The organism is Bradyrhizobium sp. USDA 4449, from assembly GCF_054056275.1.
In genome coordinates this window covers 1,774,945-1,795,049 of the sequence record NZ_JBSRYD010000001.1, presented here as the reverse complement: position 1 = coordinate 1,795,049, position 20,105 = coordinate 1,774,945, and the positions used below count along the sequence as shown (strand labels likewise).

Genomic DNA, 20,105 nt, shown 5'->3' with positions numbered 1-20,105 from the left:
AATAATCGGGCGTATCGGCAAAAGTTGCATGGATACCAGCGACTTGAGGGTCAAAGCGGACCGCGCAATTGCGCGTTCGCAGCGCCCAGCAGCCAGTCCGCCGAGCCTGTGCCGTCGCAGGAGCGGCGCTTCAGCTCCGCATGGGCGAACAATTCGGCGAGCTTCGGCTCGTTACCCGAGGTGAGCAGCGTCAGCCGGTTCAGGGTGCAGGCGACGGCTGCGCGGCGGGCCGGCATGGTATCGCCCTGGCAGGTGAAGCCGGAGATCTGCAGCGCCGGCTCCTCGTTGCGCTTGAGGTAGCCGAGGCAGGACGGCGTCCCGTCCGCGGTACCCGTCGGCTTGAACAGGGCGACGGGGCCGAACTTGGTGTCGATCAGGCCGGCCTGCTCGAGCGTGGTCGTCGCATCCAGGCCCATCTGGACGGCGAGGCCTGATGTCGCCGGCTGCGTCACGTCGAATTCGTTGCCTTCCCGGTAGATTTCGAGCTCGGCCAAGGGTCTGTCGGCATCGCCGGCCCAGCGCATCACGTCGCGCCGGCCCCCTTCGGGATGTCTGAGAATCGTGTAAGAGGCTGTTTTCTCTGATGAATCGAGGCGACTGAGGGCGAAGGCCGGATGCGACCGGGACGCCTCGGCCCAGCCGGGCTTCGCCGTGGGCTGATCGTCACGCAGGTCGGGCAACTGGCCGAGCCCGGCGAGCGCGAGGATGGCAAACAGCGCCAGCGTCCCCACATAGGCGAGCAGGCGCGCCAGCGTGCCGACAACCTCGTCGGCGAAATTGGCCAGCGCCAGATGGTACTGGGTGGGGCTTACGGCCGTGCTGGCCTCAGGCGATTGCATCCACGGCCTACAGGCATGGTCCAACGTTGTCTTGAGGCCGGTTCTCGCATAGAAGCGCTGCTCTTCCTGTTTAAGCGTCAGCTTCAGGAACGGGCTTTTTCATCGGAGAGTGAACGATGGGTTACAAAGTCGCAGTCGTCGGCGCGACCGGCAATGTCGGACGGGAAATGCTCAACATTCTGGATGAGCGCAAATTCCCCGCGGACGAGGTCGTGGCGCTGGCGTCACGCCGCAGCACGGGCGTCGAGGTCTCCTATGGCGATCGCACTTTGAAGGTCAAGGCGCTCGAGCATTTCGACTTCTCCGACGTCGACATCTGCCTGATGTCGGCGGGCGGCGAGGTGTCGAAGGAATGGTCGCCGAAGATCGGCGCCGCCGGCGCGGTCGTGATCGACAATTCCTCGGCCTGGCGCATGGATCCGGACGTGCCGCTGATCGTGCCGGAGGTGAATGCCGACGCGACCGAAGGCTTCAAGAAGAAGAACATCATCGCCAACCCGAACTGCTCGACCGCCCAGCTCGTGGTCGCGCTGAAGCCGCTGCACGAGAAAGCCAACATCAAGCGCGTCGTGGTCTCGACCTATCAATCGGTGTCGGGGGCCGGCAAGGACGGCATGGACGAATTGTTCTCGCAGACCAAGGCCGTCTACACCAATGACGAGCTGATCGCGAAGAAGTTCTCCAAGCGCATCGCCTTCAACGTCATCCCCCACATCGACGTCTTCATGGAGGACGGCTACACCAAGGAAGAGTGGAAGATGATGGCGGAGACCAAGAAGATTCTTGATCCCAAGATCAAGCTGTCTGCCACCTGCGTGCGCGTGCCCGTCTTCGTCGGTCATTCCGAGGCGGTCAATATCGAGTTCGAGAATCCGATCAGCGCCGACGAAGCCCGCGAGATCCTGCGCAAGGCGCCCGGCTGCCTCGTCATCGACAAGCAGGAGCCCGGCGGCTACGCCACGCCGTATGAAGCGGCCGGTGAGGACGCGACCTATATCAGCCGCATCCGCGAGGACGCGACGGTGGAGAACGGTCTCGTGCTGTGGTGCGTGTCCGACAATCTGCGCAAGGGTGCAGCCCTCAACGCGATCCAGATCGCGGAAGTCCTGATCAACCGCAAGCTGATCAGCGCGAAGAAGAAGGCGGCGTAAGAAAGCGTAGGGTGGGTTAGCGAAGCGTAACCCACCACTTCCGCCAACCGAGGACACTAAAGAGGTGGGTTACGCCTTCGGCTAACTTTGGTGTCTCAGGAGGTTGTCCATCTGGTCTGAACCGAGGAAGCTGAGGTTGCGAAGCTTCAGTGTTCCAGGGAGAGACCAGATGAACGTCCACAAGAATGCGCCTTTGACGCCCAAAGGTCGAGAGGCGATGGCCCGAAGCGTGGTGGAAGGTGGGCTGAACCAGGCCGACGCGGCCTATCAGTTCAACACGACGCCGAAGACCGTCGCCAAATGGGTCAAGCGGTTCCGCGCAGAAGGTGCGGAGGGGATGCGCGATCGCTCCTCCAGACCCCTTTCATCGCCAAGCCAAATCCCGCCTGCCACGCGTGCCGTCGTCGAGAGGTTGCGCCGGGAGCGTCACACCGGCAAGCAGATTGCAGCCGAGGTCAAGGTGTCACGGGCCACTGTCAGCCGCATCCTTCGTCGCTTGGGATTGAGCCGGATGCGCGATCTGGAGCCGGCCGAGCCGGTGCGGCGCTATGAGCGCGAGCATCCCGGCGAGCTCATCCATATCGATATCAAGAAGCTCGGGAGGTTCGTCAGGCCTGGCCACCGCATCACGCACGATCGCCAGAAGGGTGAAAGCCGCGGCGCGGGTCACGAGTTCGTCCACGTCGCGATCGACGATGCATCGCGCGTGGCCTTCTCTCAGATCCGACCCGACGAGAAGAAGGAGAGCGCCATCGCCTTCCTCAACAACGTCGTCTCGTACTTCCAGGGACTCGGCATAAAGGTCACGGGCATCATGACCGACAACGGCTCTTGCTATCGTGCCAAAGCGTTTGCCAAGGCCTGTAAAAGGCTCGGCCTCAAACACATCTTCACCCGGCCCTACAGGCCGCAAACAAACGGCAAGGCCGAGCGGTTCATCCAAACGGCGCTACGCGAGTGGGCCTATGCTCGCGCCTACGAAACCTCAGACCAGCGAGCCAACGATCTGCCAATCTGGCTTCATCACTATAACTGGCACCGCTCGCACGGCAGCCTGCACGCCAAACCACCGATCAGCCGCCTCGCCATCCCGGAGGACGACCTGTTGAGATTCCACAGCTAACCCACCCCACAAGAGCCGAGCCTACACTACGCTGCGCGCGCTCTTGAATTCCTTGGTCGCCTTGTCCAGCACGAACAGCGTTCCCTTCGCGACGCCGAAATATGCGCCGTGCAGCTGCATCTGGCCGCTTTCGACGGCCTTGCTCACGAACGGGAACGTCATGAGGTTTTCGAGGCTGCGGAACACCGCGGCCTTCTCGATGCGCTCGACGAATTGCGCCATGGTCTCGTGCTCGCGCTGCTCGACGACTTCGCCGGGCTTGATGAACATCTGCATCCATTTGCCGATGAAGTCGCCGGGCGTGAGCGGCTCGATCTTGTCGACGAAGGCGCGGATGCCCCCGCACTGTGCGTGTCCGAGCACCACGATGTGCTTCACCTTCAGCACGGTCACCGCATATTCCAGCGCCGCCGAGACGCCGTGCGCGTTCTCGTCAGGCTGGTAGGTCGGCACCAGATTGGCGATGTTGCGGACGACGAACAGCTCGCCCGGTCCGACGTCGAAGATCACCTCGGGCGAGACGCGGCTGTCGCAACAGCCGATCACCATCACCTCAGGCGACTGCCCCTTCACCGACAGCTCGCGGTAGCGGTTCTGCTCGGCCGGCAGCCGCTGGGTGGCGAAGGCGTTGTAGCCTTCCAGCAAGGACTTCGGGAATGTGATCATGGCCTATGCCTAACCATAGAGCCGGGCGACGAACAAGCCTTTCGAATAGGCAGGCCAGGTGCTATCGGCTGAGGGTGGAATAGAGACGAGGAAACCGGAAGGACCGCCAGCATGACCCGCCCGCGCCGCAGCCATCTGTTCATGCCCGGCTCCAACCCGCGGGCGCTGGAAAAGGCGCGGAATCTCGCTGCCGACGGCCTGATCCTGGACCTCGAGGATTCCGTTGCTCCCGATGCCAAGGCCGCCGCGCGCGACGGCATCGCCGCCGCGATCGCCGCAAAAGGGTTCGGCAAGCGCGAGATCCTGATCCGGACCAACGGGCTCGACACGCAATGGTGGGCCGACGACGTCGCGATGGCCGCCAAGGCCTCGCCCGACGGCATCCTGGTTCCAAAAGTTTCAAGCATCGAGGATCTCCAGACCATCGGCCGCGACCTCGCCGGGCTCGGCGCCGCGCCGACGGTGAAGGTCTGGGCCATGATCGAGACCGCGCGCGCCGTGTTGCATGCCGAGGAACTGGCGCAGGCCGGTCGCGATCCAGCGAGCCGCCTCGCCGGTTTCGTGTTCGGACCGAACGACATCTCGCGCGAGACGCGGATCAAGATGCTGCCCGGCCGCGCCGCGATGATCCCGATGATCACGCATTGCATCCTGGCGACGCGCGCCGCCGGCCTCGAAATCCTCGACGGCCCCTACAGCGACATCGCCAACCCCGACGGCTTTGCCACCGAATGCGCGCAGGGCCGCGACCTCGGCTTCGACGGCAAGACGCTGATCCATCCCTCCCAGATCGAGGCTTGCAACGTGATCTTCACGCCGCCCGAAGAGGAAGTCGCGCGCGCCCGAAAGATCATCGCGGCATTTGAGCTACCCGAAAACGTCTCGCGCGGCGCCATCCGCCTCGACGGTGCGATGGTGGAGCGCCTGCACGCGGATATGGCCAGGCGCACGATCGAGATCGCGAACGCGATCGCCGCGATGGGCAAGGGCTGAGGCGTCAACGAGGGAAAGCGACATCCGCTCTTCCGCGCCAAGCGGAAGCCGTCTGTTCGCAAAGAGCAGGCGGCGGTGCCGCCAATTCCTCGCAATACATCCGATCGATTTTGCGCTGCATGAGCGAATAACAATCGCATGCGACCTTCTCGAGCCGCGTCCGATCGATCTCTACAAACCCGCGGCCGTCGGACGGGACTGCGCCGGCCTCGCGCAGCTTGCTCATCGTCAGCGTCACTGTCGTCCGTCGCACCCCAACCATTTGCGCCAGCGCCTCCTGCGTCACTGGAAGCCGGTCATCGGGAACGCGGTCGTGAAGCTGCAGCAGCCACCGCGCCATGCGGCCATCCACCCGGTGCAGCGCGTTGCAAGCGGCGACGTGCTGGAGCTGTAACAGCACGGAGCGAGCGTGGACCTGCACGACATTCCTGATGGCGGCGCTTTGCGCAAAGGCGGCCCGAAACCTGGCGGCGGGAATCAGGGACGCTCTGCCGGCCACGCGAGCAATTGCAGTCACGGATGAAAACGACAGGCCGAGCACGGAGAACGAGGCCAAGGCGCCTTCCCGTCCCATCAAGGTGGTTGCGACCGTTTGCCCGTCCGGCATATCGAGCATGAAAGCGATTGCGCCGCTATGAGGAAAACAAACGGAGTCGAGCTCATCGTCCGACCGTACCAGGACGGCATCGGGTTCGAACGAGACCTTCTGGAAGTAGGGTGTGAGCAGGCCGAGATCCGCCGGCGGCAACGCCGCCAGTAGCCGATTCCCTGTGCCAGCGCGGTGGGCGGTCACGATGCTCTCTTGTGAACGGGCAGCCGATGAACGACGGAAGCCATCGATTTCATTCACCATGATGATCCGGAGATACGAATTGCCGAACGGCAATCATCCAAACAGAGCCATCGGTCGAGATCAAGTACGGACAATTGCGGTCGTCGCGCTGCAGGCAAGATATCGCATTTGTCATACTATTCACGATCGCGCCGCTCGGTGACGGTGCTCACGAATGATCGACCATCCCCGCCCATCCAAGCAGGGATTGATGAGTCCGTCCCTCGCAGAACGCGATCTTCACGCCACCTGAGGAAGAGGTCGCGCGAGCGCAAAATCGTCGCGGCGATCGCGTTGCCGGAAAGCGTCTCGCGCGGCGCGATCGGTATCGAGGCGCGATGGTGGAGCGCCTCCACGCCGACATGGCCCGCCGCACGATAAAGCGGTGGTGATCGCTGTGCTGGGGAAGGCTAATGCCTGGCCTGCTCCGCCAGGCCGGATGTGAACGGAACGTGGTCGGTTGGCGGCTGGAAAGGCCGCTAATCCATTGATTCGCCAGATACTGCGGCGCTGCGATGCTTTTGGATCACGTCCGCGCGAATATCCGCCGCGTTTGCTGCCGTTGACTTGCGCAAGGCGTGGGTCGCAAGGTAATTCCAGAACAGTTGGACATATCAGGCCCAACCTTGTGTGAGGTGTTCTCATGACGGCGCTTGCGGAAATCGCTGCTCCTGCCAACCTGGTTGACGAGCTCACGGCGCATGCAGTGCGCAGCATCGAGAACGCCGACCATTCCGCGTCTCCATTCCCCCACATCGTGTTCCGCGATTTCTTTCCAGCGGATTTCTACCGGGACCTGATCCGGAGCGTACCCACCCAGGGCTACGATCCGATCACCGGGACGGGGACCCGTATGGCGTTGCGCCTTTACGGAGAAAACGTCGACAAGATCGAGCCGTCACTGCGCCCCGCCTGGGCTGCCGTGTCGGCGATGCTGACGTCGAAGAGCGTCGAGCAGGCGATACGGAACCGGCTGCATGACGGGCTCGAGATTCGCGCCCGCGGCGACAAGGTCGCCCGAGCCGAGGATCTGACGCTGGTCGCAAAGCCGGTCGTCTATGTCGACAGGGACGGCTACCAGATCAAGCCGCATCCGGACACGCGCAAGAAGGTCGTCACGATGCAGCTCTATTGCCCTGGTGACGACAGCCAGGAAGCGTTGGGAACGACGCTGTATCAGGCGTCTCTCAAGGGATTGCTTCACGTCGGCTCCTATTGCCTCGAGCCCGTGAAGACGATCCCGTTCCTGCCCAATGTCGGATACGCCTTCGTGGTGCTGAAGGCGTATCACACCCTGACCAGGATGAGCTGGCACGGCCGGCCGCCGATCCAGACCGATCGTGACAGGGTGACCATTCTCAACACGTTCTATGTGAACGAGAGCGTCGGCTTCTGATCCCAGCATTGAGGGCGCTGCTTCGGCGCAGCGCATCTCGGCAATGTGCGCGGACCATGGCGTGCCGCGGCCGCTGCTTTTCCCGTTGCGGTGGTTAAATTGGATGCTACCCTCGGCCGATATTGATCCGGGTCAGCATTTGATGCGTGTCTTTCAAGCGGCGTTCTTTCTTCTCACCTCATTCTGGTTCGTCCAGCCGGCGCTCGCCCAGCAGGTTCGGGTCGCGCTTGTTATCGGCAACAGCGCTTACGAGAAAGTGCCCGAATTGCCGAACCCGACCCGTGATGCGGCGGACATCGGTCGCGCGCTGGAGCAGCTTGATTTCAAGGTCACGCAGATCAAGAACGCGAACGCACAAGACATGAGAAAGGCCGTCGTCGCGTTCGGCCGGTCTGCCGAGGGAGCCGACCTCGCTGTCGTGTTTTACGCCGGCCACGGCATGGAAGTTGCCGGCGAGAACTGGTTGATACCCGTCAGCGCGGAGTTGCGCAGCGATACCGACATCGAGGGCGAGGCCGTCAGCCTGCGTTCTGTGAGCCTTCAGGTTTCGAAGGCACGGAAGTTGGGCCTCGTGATACTCGACGCGTGCCGCAACAACCCCTTCGCCGCAAAAATGAAGCGCTCGATAAGCACCCGGGCCGTGGCTCGTGGACTCGCGCCGACCGAACCGACCGACAACGTTCTGATTGCGTATGCCGCCCGGGACGGGACCACGGCAAGCGATGGCGATGGCCGGAATAGCCCGTTTACGGCATCGCTTCTTCGTCACATCGAAACACCGGGCCTCGAGATATCGTTTCTGTTTCGGCGGGTTCGGGATGACGTCATGGCGGCGACCCAGCGCGAACAGCAGCCTTTCGTGTATGGTTCCCTGTCGAAGGAAGAGATCTATCTGAAAGCGCCCGCCGCGAGCACCCAGGCGCCGGCCGCGTCGACTCCCATGCCCGCGACCGCAACGCCAGCGGAAGACGAGCAGTTCTGGCTGGCGATCCAGACGTCGAATGTCGCTGGTCTCTATGAGGACTTTCTGGCGAGGTATCCCCGTAGCAATCATGTCGCGGAAGCACGACAGCGGATCAAGGATCTCAAGGCGATTGAAGTGGCGGCGATATCGGCTCCGACGATCTCTGCGACATCGGATACGGGCGGGCGTCAGCAGACCAAGGCCGCGGATCGAAATCTGTTTACGCCCGAGGATCGCCAAAAAGTAGCGGCCGTTGCAGCAGCTCAGCGACTGGTTTTGCCGACCTTCACCTTCGCGTCCAGCCCGGACGTCCCGCTCACATCCGCATCCGGGCTTGTCGGTGTGTGGTCCAACGAGCGCGGGTGGTCGAATGGCAAGGGACGCTATGCCATGCTGATCGTCACTGACGTCTCCGACACGGGACTGGCAAAGGGATATTATCTCTGGGGACCGCCGGTCAAGGGATCGTGGACGAAAGACCAGGCGGGCTACCGAGCGTTCGCGGAGTATGTCACCGACAACAAGTTTTCGATCAGCGGGACGCCGGTTACGGTCAGGCTGGAGAAGAACGTCCTTGCTCTCTCTTCCTTCAATGATGAGAAGCCGTCTGAAACAGCGAACATGGAGCTTCGTCCGATCTGGCAGCTCGTGTCGGCGCCCAAGGACGCGGAGCCGACAGCGAAACATGAGAGAGGCTCCCAGCCTCACGCGGTCAAGAAGGAAAGCAACGCCGGATCGAGTGCGCCGGCGAGTGCCAGCGGTGCGACGATGGAAGAGCGCTATCGCGCCTGCCGGAAGCTCGTGAAGGGATTCGCCCAGCGCGACGCCTGCGCGCGAAATGGTGCGCTCTAGCCGCGGCCGAGCACCGTCCGACGAGCAGAGCTACGCAAACCGCTCCGTCGCCCAGGCATACAGGCTGCCCGGCACGGGTGGCTGCAAGCTGCGGCCTTTGCCCGAGATGTGCAGGCCGATCACGTTGGGATCGGTGACGATGCCGAGATAGCTTGATGGTTCGAAGAACAGCTTTGGTTCGGAATGCACCGCGTAGAACGATTGCTTCGGCAATGCGCGCGAGAGATCGCCGGAGCGGCGTGCAAGGATGGTCAAGGCCGGCGGCCCGAAGATGGCAATGCGCAGGTCGGACAGGCGCTGCGAGCCGCCGCTCAATCGCCGTATCGCAAAGCTCAGGCGATGGCTCAGTGACAGCCATTCCGGCGTCAACTCCTCCTGCTCCATCAACCCTTCGTAGGCGCGGACGATCTGATGTCCTTGCGGGAGATAGAGAACGGAGTTGCCGAGTCGGCGGGAACGCTCCCAGGCGAAGTAAGGCTTTGCCGGATCGATCTCGACGGGCTTGAGCAGCAGAACGTCGGCATCGAGCCAGAGCCCGAGGCCCTTCGCCATCAGCTTCATGCGGAAGAAATCGCTGAACTGCAGCGTGGTCCAGTCGCGCCAGCTTCCGTCCGGCTGCGGCGGCCGCAGCCGCTCGGAGAAGGCATGCGGCAGGATCGCTTCGGCATCCGCGTTCTCGATGCCCGCAGGCAGGCCCGGAATGGTGTCGAAGCTGTAGACGGTGACCCTGTGGCCGGCAGCCAGCTGCGAGCGCAGGCAGGTCTGGCGCAGCGCGTCCATCGGGCCGTGCCAGAAGGTGACGATTTCAGGCAGCATGTGGGCAGCTATACGATATCCAAGGCAAAGAAAAAGCCCCGGCGCGCGTCACGCACCGGGGCTTCGCATGAAACGCGAGTTCAGGCCCAGGCGCGTTCGCGCTTGAGCTTCGCTTCATAGGTGTCGATCGAGGACTTCTTCTCCATCGTCAGACCGATGTCGTCGAGACCGTTGATCAGGCAGTGCTTGCGGAACGGGTCGATCTCGAACTTGACCTTGCCGCCATCGGGGCCGCGGATCTCCTGGTTCGGCAGGTCGATCGTCAGCGTCGCGTTGGCGCCACGCTCGGCGTCGTCGAACAGCTTGTCGAGGTCTTCCTGGGAGACGCGGATCGGCAGAATGCCGTTCTTGAAGCAGTTGTTGTAAAAGATGTCGCCGAACGAGGTCGAGATCACGCAGCGGATGCCGAAGTCGAGCAGCGCCCAGGGCGCGTGCTCGCGGCTTGAGCCGCAGCCGAAATTGTCGCCGGCCACCAGCACCTTCGCATTGCGATAGGCGGGCTGGTTGAGGACGAAATCCGGATTCTCGCTGCCGTCGTCCTTGTAGCGCTGCTCGGAGAAGAGCCCCTTGCCAAGCCCGGTGCGCTTGATGGTCTTGAGGTACTGCTTCGGAATGATCATGTCGGTGTCGACATTGATGATCTTCAGCGGCGCCGCGACGCCTTCCAGCGTGGTGAACTTGTCCATGGTTGGGCTTCCCGAGGGGTGGTTAGGGACCGCGTATTTATCGCGATCAGGGGCTGAATCCTAGGCCGAATTCGGCAGGGCTAGTCTGCTTTGCCGGATTTAAGCCATGGTGGAGCTTCCTCTCCCGCAAGCGGGGGAGGGAGCACACGTTCTGTCTGTGCGGCGCCGCCGTCAGTCCTGCGCCTCGATCGCCGCCATATCGTCGTCCGAAAGACCAAAATGGTGGCCGATCTCGTGAATCAGGACGTGACGGACGACGTGGCCGAGGCTTTCGTCGTGCTCGGCCCAGTAATCCAGGATCGGCCGGCGGTAGAGCCAGACCATGTTGGGCAGCCGCGCCACGTCGCCAAGGCTCTGCTGGGGCAGGCCGACGCCCTGGAACAGGCCGAGCAGGTCGAACTCGCTCTCGCAGTCCATCTCGTCCAGAACCTCCTCGGTGGGGAAGTCGTCGACGCGGATGATCAGGCCTTCGCACAGCCTGCGAAATTCCGCCGGCAGGCGCTCGAAAATCTCGTGCGCGGTCGTTTCCATTTCGGCCAGCGAGGGCGCTTTCAGGTCCGTCCACATGGGCTTGTCTTAGCGTGGGTTTCGCTGCGATGCATCCGGCTTTATAACGCTGCGAGGTTGACGGGCGCCGCCAAAACGGGGAGCGTGGGGCCCAGTCCGGGGTGGTCCAGGTGGGCGGTAAAATGCGAGCAAAAACAGCGCTGACGCTACTGTGCATGGGGTTGTTTTCGTTGCTTGGCGTTGCGGCCCAGGCGCAAACGGCCGGCAGCGGGGTTCGCATGGCCCAGGCTGCCTCACCCGACGATGTTCCGCCACCGCGCAAGCGGCCCCAGACGCGCCTGCGCGTGACACCCTATTACAGCCCTGATGGCGTCTATCCGCGCTACGATCCGGGCCCGGATGCGGTCCGCGAGTGCAGCGTCGCCTATGTGCAGGAGCACCGGCCAAGCGGCACCGTGATCACGCCGCATATGAGTTGCTACTGGCGCCGCGGCTGATCTGAATGTCGAGGGCCGAGGTCGTCATGGCGAAATGGATTGCTCTCGCCCTCGTCCTCGCGTTCGCCGCAGGTCTGTCTCAGGCGTCCGCGACGCAGAGAGTGACGAAGCTGCCGGATGCTTCCGCCGGGCGCGCAATATTCGATGCGCGACGACATCGGCGATACGACGAGGTGACGCGGTACACACCGCGTCCTGATCCGCATTATTATGCGCGTCCCGTCTATTACCGTCCCTATCCTTACGGCGTGCCCGCGCCATTCGTGTTCGGCTACGGGCCGTTCTGGTGAGGCGCCCGATTTGTTCGTTCATGGCGCATTCACGTCGCCGTTCCTAGTTTGATCCCGGAAGCGACTGCAATGAACGGCAACGGCGCGAGACGTGGCGCCGCGACGCTGCTGTCCACATTGAGGGAGACATTCCATGCTGAGGATGTTGCGTCCCGGGGCACGCCCGTTGCGCTTGCTTGGGTTTGCGGCCGTCGCTGCCCTGATGCTGTCGGCCGGGACTGCCCGCCGCGCTGAAGCGATGACGCCGATCAATCCGACCGCGCTACCAGCAGCGAAGACCTCAAGCCACGACGTGATCACGCAGGTCCGCTTTGGCGGTGGACACGGTGGTGGTGGACATGGCGGCGGTGGACATGGCGGCGGCTTCCACGGTGGTGGAGGTCACTTCGGTGGCTTCCACGGTGGCGGCTTCCACGGTGGCGGGTTCCGCGCTGCGCCGGCTTTCCATGGCGGCGGCATGCGCTATGGCGGCATCCATTACGGCGGCTACCACCGCCATTGGGGCGGCGGCTATTATCGTCCATATTACGGCTATCGCCACTTCCACCGGCGCTTTTATTACGGCGGCTACTATCCTTACTATTACCATCCGCGCCGTTGCCGGATCATCTGGACCTATTACGGTCCGCGCCGCATCTGCCACTGGCATCATTGGCATCGCTGGCACTATCCGTACCGCTATTGGTAAGTGCGATCGACATGGAAAGGGCGCCTCAACGGCGCCCTTTGTTCGTCTGGCCCAATGCGTTTTCGAGCGAAGCGGAGCTACTGGCTCAGCGCCAATCCCTGACGTCGACGAAATGACCCGCGATCGCCGCTGCCGCCGCCATTGCCGGCGACACCAGATGCGTGCGGCCCTTGAAGCCCTGGCGGCCCTCGAAGTTGCGGTTCGACGTCGAGGCGCAACGCTCTTCCGGAGCCAGCTTGTCCGGGTTCATCGCGAGGCACATCGAGCAACCGGGCTCGCGCCATTCGAAGCCGGCCTTGATGAAGATCTTGTCCAGGCCTTCAGCTTCGGCCTGCTCCTTCACGATGCCGGAACCCGGCACGACCATGGCGTTGACATGGGCCGAGACCGTCTTGCCTTCAGCGATCTTCGCCGCCGCGCGCAGATCCTCGATGCGGCCATTGGTGCAGGAGCCGATGAAGATGCGGTCGACCTTGATGTCGGTGATCTTCGTGCCCGCCGTCAGGCCCATATATTTCAGCGCGCGATGCTTGGAGAGACGCTTGGCCTCATCCGCGATCTCATCGGGATCGGGCACGAAGCCGGTCACGGAGATGACGTCCTCAGGCGAAGTGCCCCAGGTCACGATCGGCGGCAGCTTGGCTGCGTCGAGGCGCAGCTCGTTGTCGAAATGCGCGCCGTCGTCGGAGCGCAGTTTCTCCCAGTAGCGCATCGCCGCATCCCAGTCCGCGCCCTTCGGCGCCTTCGGCCGGCCGCGCAGGAAGTCGTAGGCCTTCTGGTCGGGCGCAACGAGACCGGCGCGCGCGCCGCCTTCGATCGACATGTTGCACACCGTCATGCGGCCTTCCATGCTGAGCGCGCTGATCGCGTCGCCGGCGTATTCCAGCACGTAGCCGGTGCCGCCGGCAGTGCCGATCTCGCCAATGATAGCCAGGATGATGTCCTTGCCCGTCACGCCGTCAGGCAATTTGCCGTCGACGGTGACACGCATGTTCTTCGCCTTCTTCTGGATCAGGGTCTGCGTCGCCAGAACGTGCTCGACCTCCGATGTGCCGATGCCGTGCGCGAGCGCGCCGAAGGCGCCATGCGTCGAGGTATGGCTGTCACCGCAGACGATGGTGGTGCCGGGCAGGGTGAAGCCCTGCTCCGGGCCGATGACGTGGACGACGCCCTGGCGCTTGTCGAACTCGTTGTAATATTCGATGCCGAATTCCCTGGCGTTCTCGGCCAGCGCCTTGATCTGCTCGATGCTTTCAGGATCGGGGTTCGGCTTGGTGCGATCGGTGGTCGGCACGTTGTGGTCGACGACCGCCAGCGTCTTCTCCGGCGCGCGGACCTTGCGGCCGGTGGCGCGCAGGCCTTCGAACGCCTGCGGCGAGGTCACCTCATGCACCAGGTGACGGTCGATATAGAGCAGGCAGGTGCCATCCTCGGCTTCGTGCACCAGATGGTCGTTCCAGATCTTGTCGTACAGGGTGGTCGGCTTGGACATGAGCTTAAGCTCCGAAGGAATGTGTGTAAGGCGATGAGCGCGGCAGGCCGCGCGGGGCAACAAAATCGTCAGCGCAGCTTTTAGGCTGCGCGCGTAAGCTCTGACGTTGCCGAGGTCGCGAAGCGTCCGAAGAACCGGCCAGGCAGCCGCGAGCGATCGTCGATGACGATGCGCCGGGGGCTCACGAAGCTGGTCAGATCTGGAAACATTCTAGAGGCTATATAGCACGCGGGAGTTAAAGCGCGAGAGCCTCTAACTCGTCATTGCGAGCGCAGCGAAGCAATCCAGAAATGCGTCTGCGGAGACGGTCTGGATTGCTTCGCTGCGCTCGCAAATGACGAGGTCGGGGAGGGCTTCGGGCCAAACAAAAAGCGCGGGACCGAGCCCGCGCTTTTCGAAACCTTGCCTCGTGGCGAAGCTTACTCGTTGACGGCCTTGGCGTGCTCGGTCTTCTCGACGATACGAGCCGACTTGCCGCGGAGATTGCGCAGGTAATAGAGCTTGGCGCGACGCACCTTGCCGCGACGCACCACCTTGATCGAGTCGATCATCGGCGACATCACCGGGAACACGCGCTCGACGCCTTCGCCGTAGGAGATCTTGCGGACGGTGAAGCTCTCGTTGAGGCCACCGCCGGAACGGCCGATGCAAACGCCTTCATAGGCCTGCACCCGGGTGCGGTCGCCTTCCACGACCTTCACGTTGACGATCACGGTGTCGCCGGGACCGAATTCCGGAATGTCCTTGCCGGCGGACAGCTTGTCGAATTGCTCTTGCTCGAGCTGCTTGATCAGGTTCATGGGTAAATCTCCATCGGCGCGCCCAGCCTTCGAAAAACGGGGGCTGCGCGAAATTCGTTTATCCAGCCATTGCGGATGTGGCCGCTCCTATAAGGCAAGCCGGAGCGTTTGTCACCCGTCTGTCTTGTTTTTTGGCGTTTTTTGGCGGCGCGGCCGATTCGGGGCCTTGGGCGGGACTTGGGCCCATAAATCGGGCCGCCGCGCCGCTGTCAGGGCCTCGGATTGCGCCCGCCGCCAGGCCGCGATCTTGGCATGATCGCCGGAGGTCAGGATCTCCGGGATGGGAACCCCCTCGAACAGCTGCGGCCGGGTGTATTGGGGGTATTCGAGCAATCCGTCCGAAAAACTCTCCTCGGTTCCCGAGGCTTCCTTGCCCATGACCCCCGGCAGCAGCCGGACGCAGGCGTCGATCAGGGCGAGGGCGGCGATTTCGCCCCCCGACAGCACGTAATCGCCGATCGAGACCTCCTCCAGGCCGCGTCCGTCGATCACGCGCTGGTCGATCCCCTCGAACCGCCCGCAGACGATCAGCGGACCGGGGCCGTCGGCGAGTTCCGCAACGCGGGCCTGGGTCAATGGCCGACCGCGCGGGCTCATGAGAAGGCGGGGCCGGTCGGGGCCGATCTCGGCGGCATCGATGGCCGCCGCCAGAACGTCCGCCCGCAGCACCATGCCCGGGCCGCCGCCGGACGGGGTGTCATCGACGCTGCGGTGGCGATCGGTGGCGGAAGCCCTGATGTCCCGCGCCTCGATCTGCCAGAGGCCGGAGGCCAGCGCCCGGCCCGCGAGACTCACGCCGAGCGGCCCCGGAAACATCTCCGGAAACAGCGTCAGCACCGTCGCGCGCCAGGGGCAGGGATTGGTCATCTCAGTCAGCTTAGCCAAAACCATGGCCTGTGGTTATGGGCTCCGGCCTTCACCGGAGGGTCCGTCCCCCTCGATCTCCTGCGGCAACGCGATCACGACGCGGCCGCCTTTGATATCGACCTCCGGCACCACGGCGTTGGAGAACGGCAGCAGCATCGTCGCGCCCTTCAGCGGTGCGATCTCGATGATATCGCCGGCGCCGAAATTATGGATGGCGAGCACGCGGCCGAGCGCATCGCCGTCAATGGTGACGGCGGCGAGCCCGATCAGATCGGCGTGGTAATATTCATCCTCATCGGTCGCGGGCAGTTTTTCGCGCGCGACGTAGAGCTCGATGCCGTTGAGGCGTTCGGCCTCATCGCGGGTCGTGACGCCCTTGAACGTCGCGACCAGATGGTCCTTGGCTTCACGGGCCTGCGCCAGCTCGAACTGGCGCTTGCCGTCCTTGGAGAGAAGCGGACCGTAGCGCTTCACGGCAAAGGGATCTTCGGTGAAGGTCCACAGTTTGACCGCACCGCGCACCCCATGCGCGGCGCCGATCCGCGCGACGCAGATCAGCGCCGACATGGCTGAGCCTTAGCCCTTCGCGGCGGCTTCGGCCTGCGCCTTGCGCTCCTTGCGCGGCACGGCCTTCTCGGGGTTGTTGCGGGCTTCGCGCTTCTTGACGCCGGCGGCGTCGAGGAAGCGGGAGACGCGGTCCGACGGCTGCGCGCCCTTGGCGAGCCAGGCCTTCACCTTGTCCATGTCGAGCTTCAGACGGGTCTCGTTGTCCTTCGGCAGCAGCGGATTGAAATAGCCGAGGCGCTCGATGAAGCGGCCATCGCGGGGGAAGCGCGAGTCGGCGACGACGACGTGATAGACGGGACGCTTCTTGGTGCCTGCGCGGGCGAGCCGGATAACGACGGACATTTAGTTCTCCTTCAAAGTACGTTTTGTTCGGTTGATTGGTATTTTCGCGCTGCGCGAGACCGGTGCGATCCCGTGCGACGAATGCCTCATTTCTTCTTGCCCGGAAAGCCGCCGAGACCCGGCAGCGTCGGCTTGCCGCTCAGTCCGGTCAGACCAGGGACGTTCGGCAGACCGGTGCGAAGACCAGCCGGCAAATCCTTCGGCAGGCTCGGCAGACCCTGTCCGCCGCCGCTCTGCATCTTTTCCTGAAGCGCTTTCATCTCTTCGGGAGACGGCATCTTCATGCCGCCGCCAAAGCCCATCGCCTGCGCGATCCCGGCGAGCGGGCCGCGCTTGCCCGAGCCCATGGCCTTCATCACGTCGGCCATGTTCCGGTGCATCTTCAGGAGCTTGTTGACCTGTTCGACGCTCTGGCCGCTTCCCGCCGCGATACGCTTCTTGCGGCTGGCCTTGAGCAGATCAGGATGACGGCGCTCGTCGCGCGTCATGGAATCGATCACCGCGACCTGGCGCTTCAGGATCTTGTCGTCGATCCCGGCGGCCGCGATCTGGTTCTTCATCTTGGCGATGCCGGGCATCATGCCCATCAGGCCGCTGATGCCGCCCATATTCGCCATCTGCAGCAGCTGCTCGCGCATGTCGTTGAGGTCGAACTGACCCTTGCGCATGCGCTCGGCGGTGCGCGCGGCCTTTTCGGCGTCGATATTGGCGGCGGCGCGTTCGACCAGCGACACCACGTCGCCCATGCCGAGGATGCGACCGGCGATACGATCGGGGTGGAAATCTTCCAGCGCGTCGGTCTTTTCACCGGTGCCGATCAGCTTGATCGGCTTGCCGGTGACGGCGCGCATCGACAGCGCCGCGCCGCCGCGGCCATCGCCGTCCACGCGCGTCAGCACGATGCCGGTGAGGCCGACGCGCTGATCGAACGCGCGCGCCAGGTTCACGGCATCCTGACCGGTGAGGCTGTCGGCGACCAGCAGCACTTCGTGCGGATTGGCCGCAGCTTTGATCGCGGCTGCTTCCGCCATCATCTCTTCGTCCAGCGTGGTGCGGCCGGCGGTGTCGAGCAGCACGATGTCGTAGCCGCCGAGCTTGCCCGCTTCCAGCGCGCGCTTCGCGATCTGCGGCGGCTGCTGGCCTGCAACGATCGGCAGCGTCGGAATCTCGAGATCGCGGCCGAGCACGGCCAGCTGCTCCATCGCCGCCGGACGGTAGACGTCGAGCGAAGCCATCAGCACCTTGCGCTTGTCGCGCTGGACCAGGCGGCGGGCGAGCTTTGCGGTGGTGGTGGTCTTGCCCGAGCCCTGCAGGCCGACCATCATGATCGGCACCGGCGGCACGGAATTGACGTCGATGGTCTGGCTTTCGGCGCCGAGCGTGTTGATCAGCTCGTCATGGACGATCTTGACCACCATCTGGCCTGGGGTGACCGACTTGACGACGGTGGCGCCGATCGCCTGCTCGCGGACGCGATCGGTGAAGCTGCGCACGACCTCGAGCGCAACGTCGGCCTCGAGCAGCGCGCGGCGCACCTCGCGCATCGCGGCATCGACGTCCTTTTCGGTCAGCGCACCGCGCCCCGTCAGACGATCGAGAATGCCGCCAAGCCGTTCCGACAGATTGTCGAACAATGCAATTGTCCCTTGTCCTGCTCGCCAGAATGGCGATCTTCCAAACACCTTTGCGCCCGAGGGCGCACAGCGCTGTCGGGCGTTGACCTCTGACCTCCGGGGCCAGGCGGCGGGTCGAAAAGAAAGCCTTTCCGAGAAAGTGGCGGGGTTAAACGCCGCTCACGCCCAAAAGTCAAGGAAAGTTAGGGTGACGAGGCGCCTTTGCCAGGCCAAGGTCTTGAAATCCGGGCATTTCCGGCGACGGGTTCTTTTTTTGGGCGGTCCCGCCCATATAGCCCGGGATGCCTTTTCGTCCAAACCATCCCTGAAAGCCGCCCCGTGTCGGTCGCCCGCCGCCGCCTGTTCGGGCTGCTTGCCGGGGCCGGCGCGTTGTCGGCGTGCCCCCCCTCTGGATGTCTCGCATGAAAACCTATGACGGCCCCGCCTCCGACCATTTCAACGGCCTGCATTTCTTCGATCCGGACGGAGCGCCGCCAAAATCGCTGCGCGAGGTGCTGCGCTGGCAGTTCAGCGCGCGGGAGCGGGCGAAATGGCCGGTGTGGGTGCCCAGTCCCCATGCCGATACCCCGCCGCCGCGGGTCGACGGCGACAAGGCGCGGCTCTCCTTCGTCGGCCACGCCAGCTGGCTGATCCAGACCGGCGGCCTCAACATCCTCGTCGACCCGGTCTGGTCGATGCGCGTGTCGCCGGTCAGTTTTGCCGGGCCGAAGCGGCACAACGATCCCGGCATCGCCTTCGAGAAGCTGCCTGCCATCGACGTCGTGCTGGTCTCGCACGGCCATTACGATCATTTGGACCTCGCGACGCTGTCGCGGCTTGCCAAGAACTTCGCGCCGCGCGTCGTCACCCCGCTCGGCAATGACGTCACGATGCGGAGCGCGGATTCCACGATCAAGGCCGAGGCATTCGATTGGCACGAGCGGGTCGAGCTCGGGAGCGGCACTGCGGTGACGCTGGTGCCGACCCGGCACTGGACCGCGCGCGGCATGTTCGACCGCAACAAGGCACTGTGGGCGAGTTTTGTATTGGAGACCCCGGCCGGCAAAATCTACGTCGTCTGCGATTCGGGTTATGGTGATGGCACGCACTTTCGCCGCGTCGCCGAGAAGCATGGGAAGCTACGTCTCGCGATACTACCGATCGGCGCCTACGAACCGCGCTGGTTCATGCGCGACCAGCACATGAACCCGGAAGATGCGGTGAAGGCGCTCGCCGATTGCGGGGCAGAGCAAGCACTGGGCCACCACCACGGCACGTTCCAGCTGACCGACGAGGCGATCGATGCGCCGGCGAAGGCGTTGGTTGAAGCGCTCGCTGCGGCGAAGATTCCGCAGGAGCGGTTTGTCGCGATGAAGCCGGGGCAGGTGGTGGAGATTTAGCTCAGCTGCACGGGACTATTGATCCTTGGCCTTGATCGACCAGCTCACATTGACCGTCACCGACAGCGTCTCCTCACCCGGTGCGACGGCGGCAGGCGCCGCCATCGGGGCAACGGCCACGCGGCTCTTGAATAATGGCATAGGAGCGCTGCCTTCGGAGACGCTGAGCGGCGCACCCAGCGTAACACCTGTCGCCTTGGCGTAGATCTCGGCCTTGCGCCGCGCATCTGCCACCGCCTGCTCGCGGGCGTCGTCGAGCAGTTTTGACGCCTGCGTCACCTCGAACGAGATGTTGCCGATGTCGTTGGCGCCGGCGCCGACCAGTATGTCGATGATGCCTGCGGCCTTGGTCACGTCGCGAATTTTCACCGTGACGCGGTTGGAGGCGCGGAAGCCGACCACGGGCGACGCGCCGTTCGAGCGGTTCGGTGCATATTGCGGCTGCAGCGAAAGGCGCGAGGTCTGGTAGTCCTTCTCGGGGATGCCGGCCCCCTTCAGCGCCAGCAGCACCTTGCCCATCGCGGCGTTGTTGGCATCGGAAGCCTCCTTCGCCGACTTGGCATCATTGGCGACGCCGGCATCGATCTGCGCGAGATCGGGCGCGGCGGAGACGGTTGCCTCGCCGCTCACGGAGATGGCGGACGGGAAATCATCGGCAAGCGCGGGCATTGTCAGCATCGTGGCAGCGAAAATGGCAGCGAGAGCGGCAGGCTTTTTCATTGGG

At 63.8% G+C, this 20,105-nt stretch carries 21 protein-coding genes and 2 pseudogenes; 10 read left to right on the top strand and 13 right to left on the bottom strand.

Going from position 1 to position 20,105, the window contains the following annotated elements:
- Positions 1–50: 50 nt before the first annotated feature.
- A complete protein-coding gene (locus ACVIIW_RS08530; protein ID WP_456700330.1) occupies positions 51–839 on the bottom strand; it encodes a hypothetical protein in 789 nt (262 codons plus the stop codon).
- Positions 840–955: 116 nt separating this feature from the next.
- Here ACVIIW_RS08530 and ACVIIW_RS08525 point away from each other — a divergent pair, with 116 nt between their 5' ends.
- Entirely contained in the window at positions 956–1,990 is a 1,035-nt protein-coding gene (locus ACVIIW_RS08525) for an aspartate-semialdehyde dehydrogenase (RefSeq protein WP_092233880.1), read from the top strand.
- A gap of 169 nt (positions 1,991–2,159) precedes the next feature.
- The gene (locus ACVIIW_RS08520) at positions 2,160–3,113 is read left to right on the top strand and encodes an IS481 family transposase (protein WP_456699844.1); all 954 of its coding nucleotides are present in this window, start codon (positions 2,160–2,162) and stop codon (positions 3,111–3,113) included.
- Between the two features lie 21 nt (positions 3,114–3,134).
- Here ACVIIW_RS08520 and ACVIIW_RS08515 read toward each other — a convergent pair whose 3' ends face one another.
- Complete coding sequence (locus ACVIIW_RS08515; RefSeq protein WP_456700329.1) at positions 3,135–3,779, bottom strand: carbonic anhydrase; 645 nt, start codon at positions 3,777–3,779, stop codon at positions 3,135–3,137.
- A gap of 111 nt (positions 3,780–3,890) precedes the next feature.
- On the opposite strand from ACVIIW_RS08515, the gene ACVIIW_RS08510 reads away from it, so the two are divergent.
- Positions 3,891–4,772: an HpcH/HpaI aldolase/citrate lyase family protein gene (locus tag ACVIIW_RS08510; RefSeq protein WP_456700328.1), complete on the top strand. Its 882-nt coding sequence runs from the start codon at positions 3,891–3,893 to the stop codon at positions 4,770–4,772.
- 4 nt (positions 4,773–4,776) lie between these two features.
- On the opposite strand, the gene ACVIIW_RS08505 is transcribed toward ACVIIW_RS08510, so the two are convergent.
- The gene (locus ACVIIW_RS08505; RefSeq protein WP_456700327.1) at positions 4,777–5,625 is read right to left on the bottom strand and encodes a Crp/Fnr family transcriptional regulator; all 849 of its coding nucleotides are present in this window, start codon (positions 5,623–5,625) and stop codon (positions 4,777–4,779) included.
- A gap of 194 nt (positions 5,626–5,819) precedes the next feature.
- Here ACVIIW_RS08505 and ACVIIW_RS08500 point away from each other — a divergent pair.
- The 3 genes and pseudogenes from ACVIIW_RS08500 to ACVIIW_RS08490 form a co-directional block, all read left to right on the top strand.
- Positions 5,820–5,996, top strand: a pseudogene (locus ACVIIW_RS08500) (CoA ester lyase); the annotation flags it as partial.
- 251 nt (positions 5,997–6,247) lie between these two features.
- On the top strand, positions 6,248–7,000 hold the full coding sequence (locus ACVIIW_RS08495; RefSeq protein ID WP_092233896.1) for a hypothetical protein: 753 nt from the start codon (positions 6,248–6,250) through the stop codon (positions 6,998–7,000).
- A gap of 103 nt (positions 7,001–7,103) precedes the next feature.
- Complete coding sequence (locus ACVIIW_RS08490) at positions 7,104–8,816, top strand: caspase family protein (RefSeq protein WP_456700326.1); 1,713 nt, start codon at positions 7,104–7,106, stop codon at positions 8,814–8,816.
- A gap of 30 nt (positions 8,817–8,846) precedes the next feature.
- On the opposite strand, the gene ACVIIW_RS08485 is transcribed toward ACVIIW_RS08490, so the two are convergent.
- From ACVIIW_RS08485 to ACVIIW_RS08475, 3 genes are all read right to left on the bottom strand, one after another.
- Positions 8,847–9,632 (bottom strand): hypothetical protein, encoded by a 786-nt coding sequence (locus ACVIIW_RS08485; RefSeq protein WP_456700325.1) that lies wholly within the window; start codon positions 9,630–9,632, stop codon positions 8,847–8,849.
- 80 nt (positions 9,633–9,712) lie between these two features.
- Positions 9,713–10,318, bottom strand: coding sequence for a 3-isopropylmalate dehydratase small subunit (gene leuD / locus ACVIIW_RS08480; protein WP_456700324.1), 606 nt, complete (start codon positions 10,316–10,318; stop codon positions 9,713–9,715).
- 171 nt (positions 10,319–10,489) lie between these two features.
- Positions 10,490–10,885, bottom strand: a complete 396-nt coding sequence (locus ACVIIW_RS08475; RefSeq protein WP_456700323.1) for a metallopeptidase family protein — start codon at positions 10,883–10,885, stop codon at positions 10,490–10,492.
- Between the two features lie 155 nt (positions 10,886–11,040).
- Between ACVIIW_RS08475 and ACVIIW_RS08470 the strand changes: the two genes are divergently transcribed.
- The 3 genes from ACVIIW_RS08470 to ACVIIW_RS08460 all read left to right on the top strand — a co-directional run bounded on the left by ACVIIW_RS08470 (position 11,041) and on the right by ACVIIW_RS08460 (position 12,300).
- Positions 11,041–11,322: a hypothetical protein gene (locus ACVIIW_RS08470; protein WP_456705115.1), complete on the top strand. Its 282-nt coding sequence runs from the start codon at positions 11,041–11,043 to the stop codon at positions 11,320–11,322.
- 26 nt (positions 11,323–11,348) lie between these two features.
- A complete protein-coding gene (locus ACVIIW_RS08465) occupies positions 11,349–11,612 on the top strand; it encodes a hypothetical protein (protein WP_456705114.1) in 264 nt (87 codons plus the stop codon).
- Positions 11,613–11,745: 133 nt separating this feature from the next.
- Entirely contained in the window at positions 11,746–12,300 is a 555-nt protein-coding gene (locus tag ACVIIW_RS08460) for a hypothetical protein (RefSeq protein WP_456700322.1), read from the top strand.
- Positions 12,301–12,385: 85 nt separating this feature from the next.
- Here the strand turns inward: ACVIIW_RS08460 and leuC are convergent, their stop codons facing one another.
- The 6 genes from leuC to ffh all read right to left on the bottom strand — a co-directional run bounded on the left by leuC (position 12,386) and on the right by ffh (position 18,002).
- Complete coding sequence (gene leuC / locus ACVIIW_RS08455) at positions 12,386–13,792, bottom strand: 3-isopropylmalate dehydratase large subunit (protein ID WP_456700321.1); 1,407 nt, start codon at positions 13,790–13,792, stop codon at positions 12,386–12,388.
- A 419-nt stretch (positions 13,793–14,211) separates the two neighbouring features.
- Positions 14,212–14,592 carry a 50S ribosomal protein L19 gene (gene rplS, locus ACVIIW_RS08450; RefSeq protein WP_092233923.1) on the bottom strand — a complete coding sequence of 127 codons (381 nt, stop codon included), beginning with the start codon at positions 14,590–14,592 and terminating at the stop codon, positions 14,212–14,214.
- Positions 14,593–14,703: 111 nt separating this feature from the next.
- Complete coding sequence (trmD, locus tag ACVIIW_RS08445; protein WP_456705113.1) at positions 14,704–15,459, bottom strand: tRNA (guanosine(37)-N1)-methyltransferase TrmD; 756 nt, start codon at positions 15,457–15,459, stop codon at positions 14,704–14,706.
- 33 nt (positions 15,460–15,492) lie between these two features.
- Entirely contained in the window at positions 15,493–16,026 is a 534-nt protein-coding gene (gene rimM / locus ACVIIW_RS08440; protein ID WP_456700320.1) for a ribosome maturation factor RimM, read from the bottom strand.
- 9 nt (positions 16,027–16,035) lie between these two features.
- Positions 16,036–16,368, bottom strand: a complete 333-nt coding sequence (rpsP, locus tag ACVIIW_RS08435; protein WP_014438992.1) for a 30S ribosomal protein S16 — start codon at positions 16,366–16,368, stop codon at positions 16,036–16,038.
- Between the two features lie 86 nt (positions 16,369–16,454).
- Complete coding sequence (gene ffh, locus ACVIIW_RS08430; RefSeq protein ID WP_456700319.1) at positions 16,455–18,002, bottom strand: signal recognition particle protein; 1,548 nt, start codon at positions 18,000–18,002, stop codon at positions 16,455–16,457.
- Positions 18,003–18,320: 318 nt separating this feature from the next.
- Between ffh and ACVIIW_RS08425 the strand changes: the two are divergent.
- Positions 18,321–19,381 (top strand): annotated as a pseudogene (locus ACVIIW_RS08425) (MBL fold metallo-hydrolase).
- A 15-nt stretch (positions 19,382–19,396) separates the two neighbouring features.
- Here ACVIIW_RS08425 and ACVIIW_RS08420 read toward each other — a convergent pair.
- Positions 19,397–20,101 (bottom strand): SIMPL domain-containing protein, encoded by a 705-nt coding sequence (locus ACVIIW_RS08420; protein WP_456700318.1) that lies wholly within the window; start codon positions 20,099–20,101, stop codon positions 19,397–19,399.
- Between the last annotated feature and the right edge of the window lie 4 nt (positions 20,102–20,105).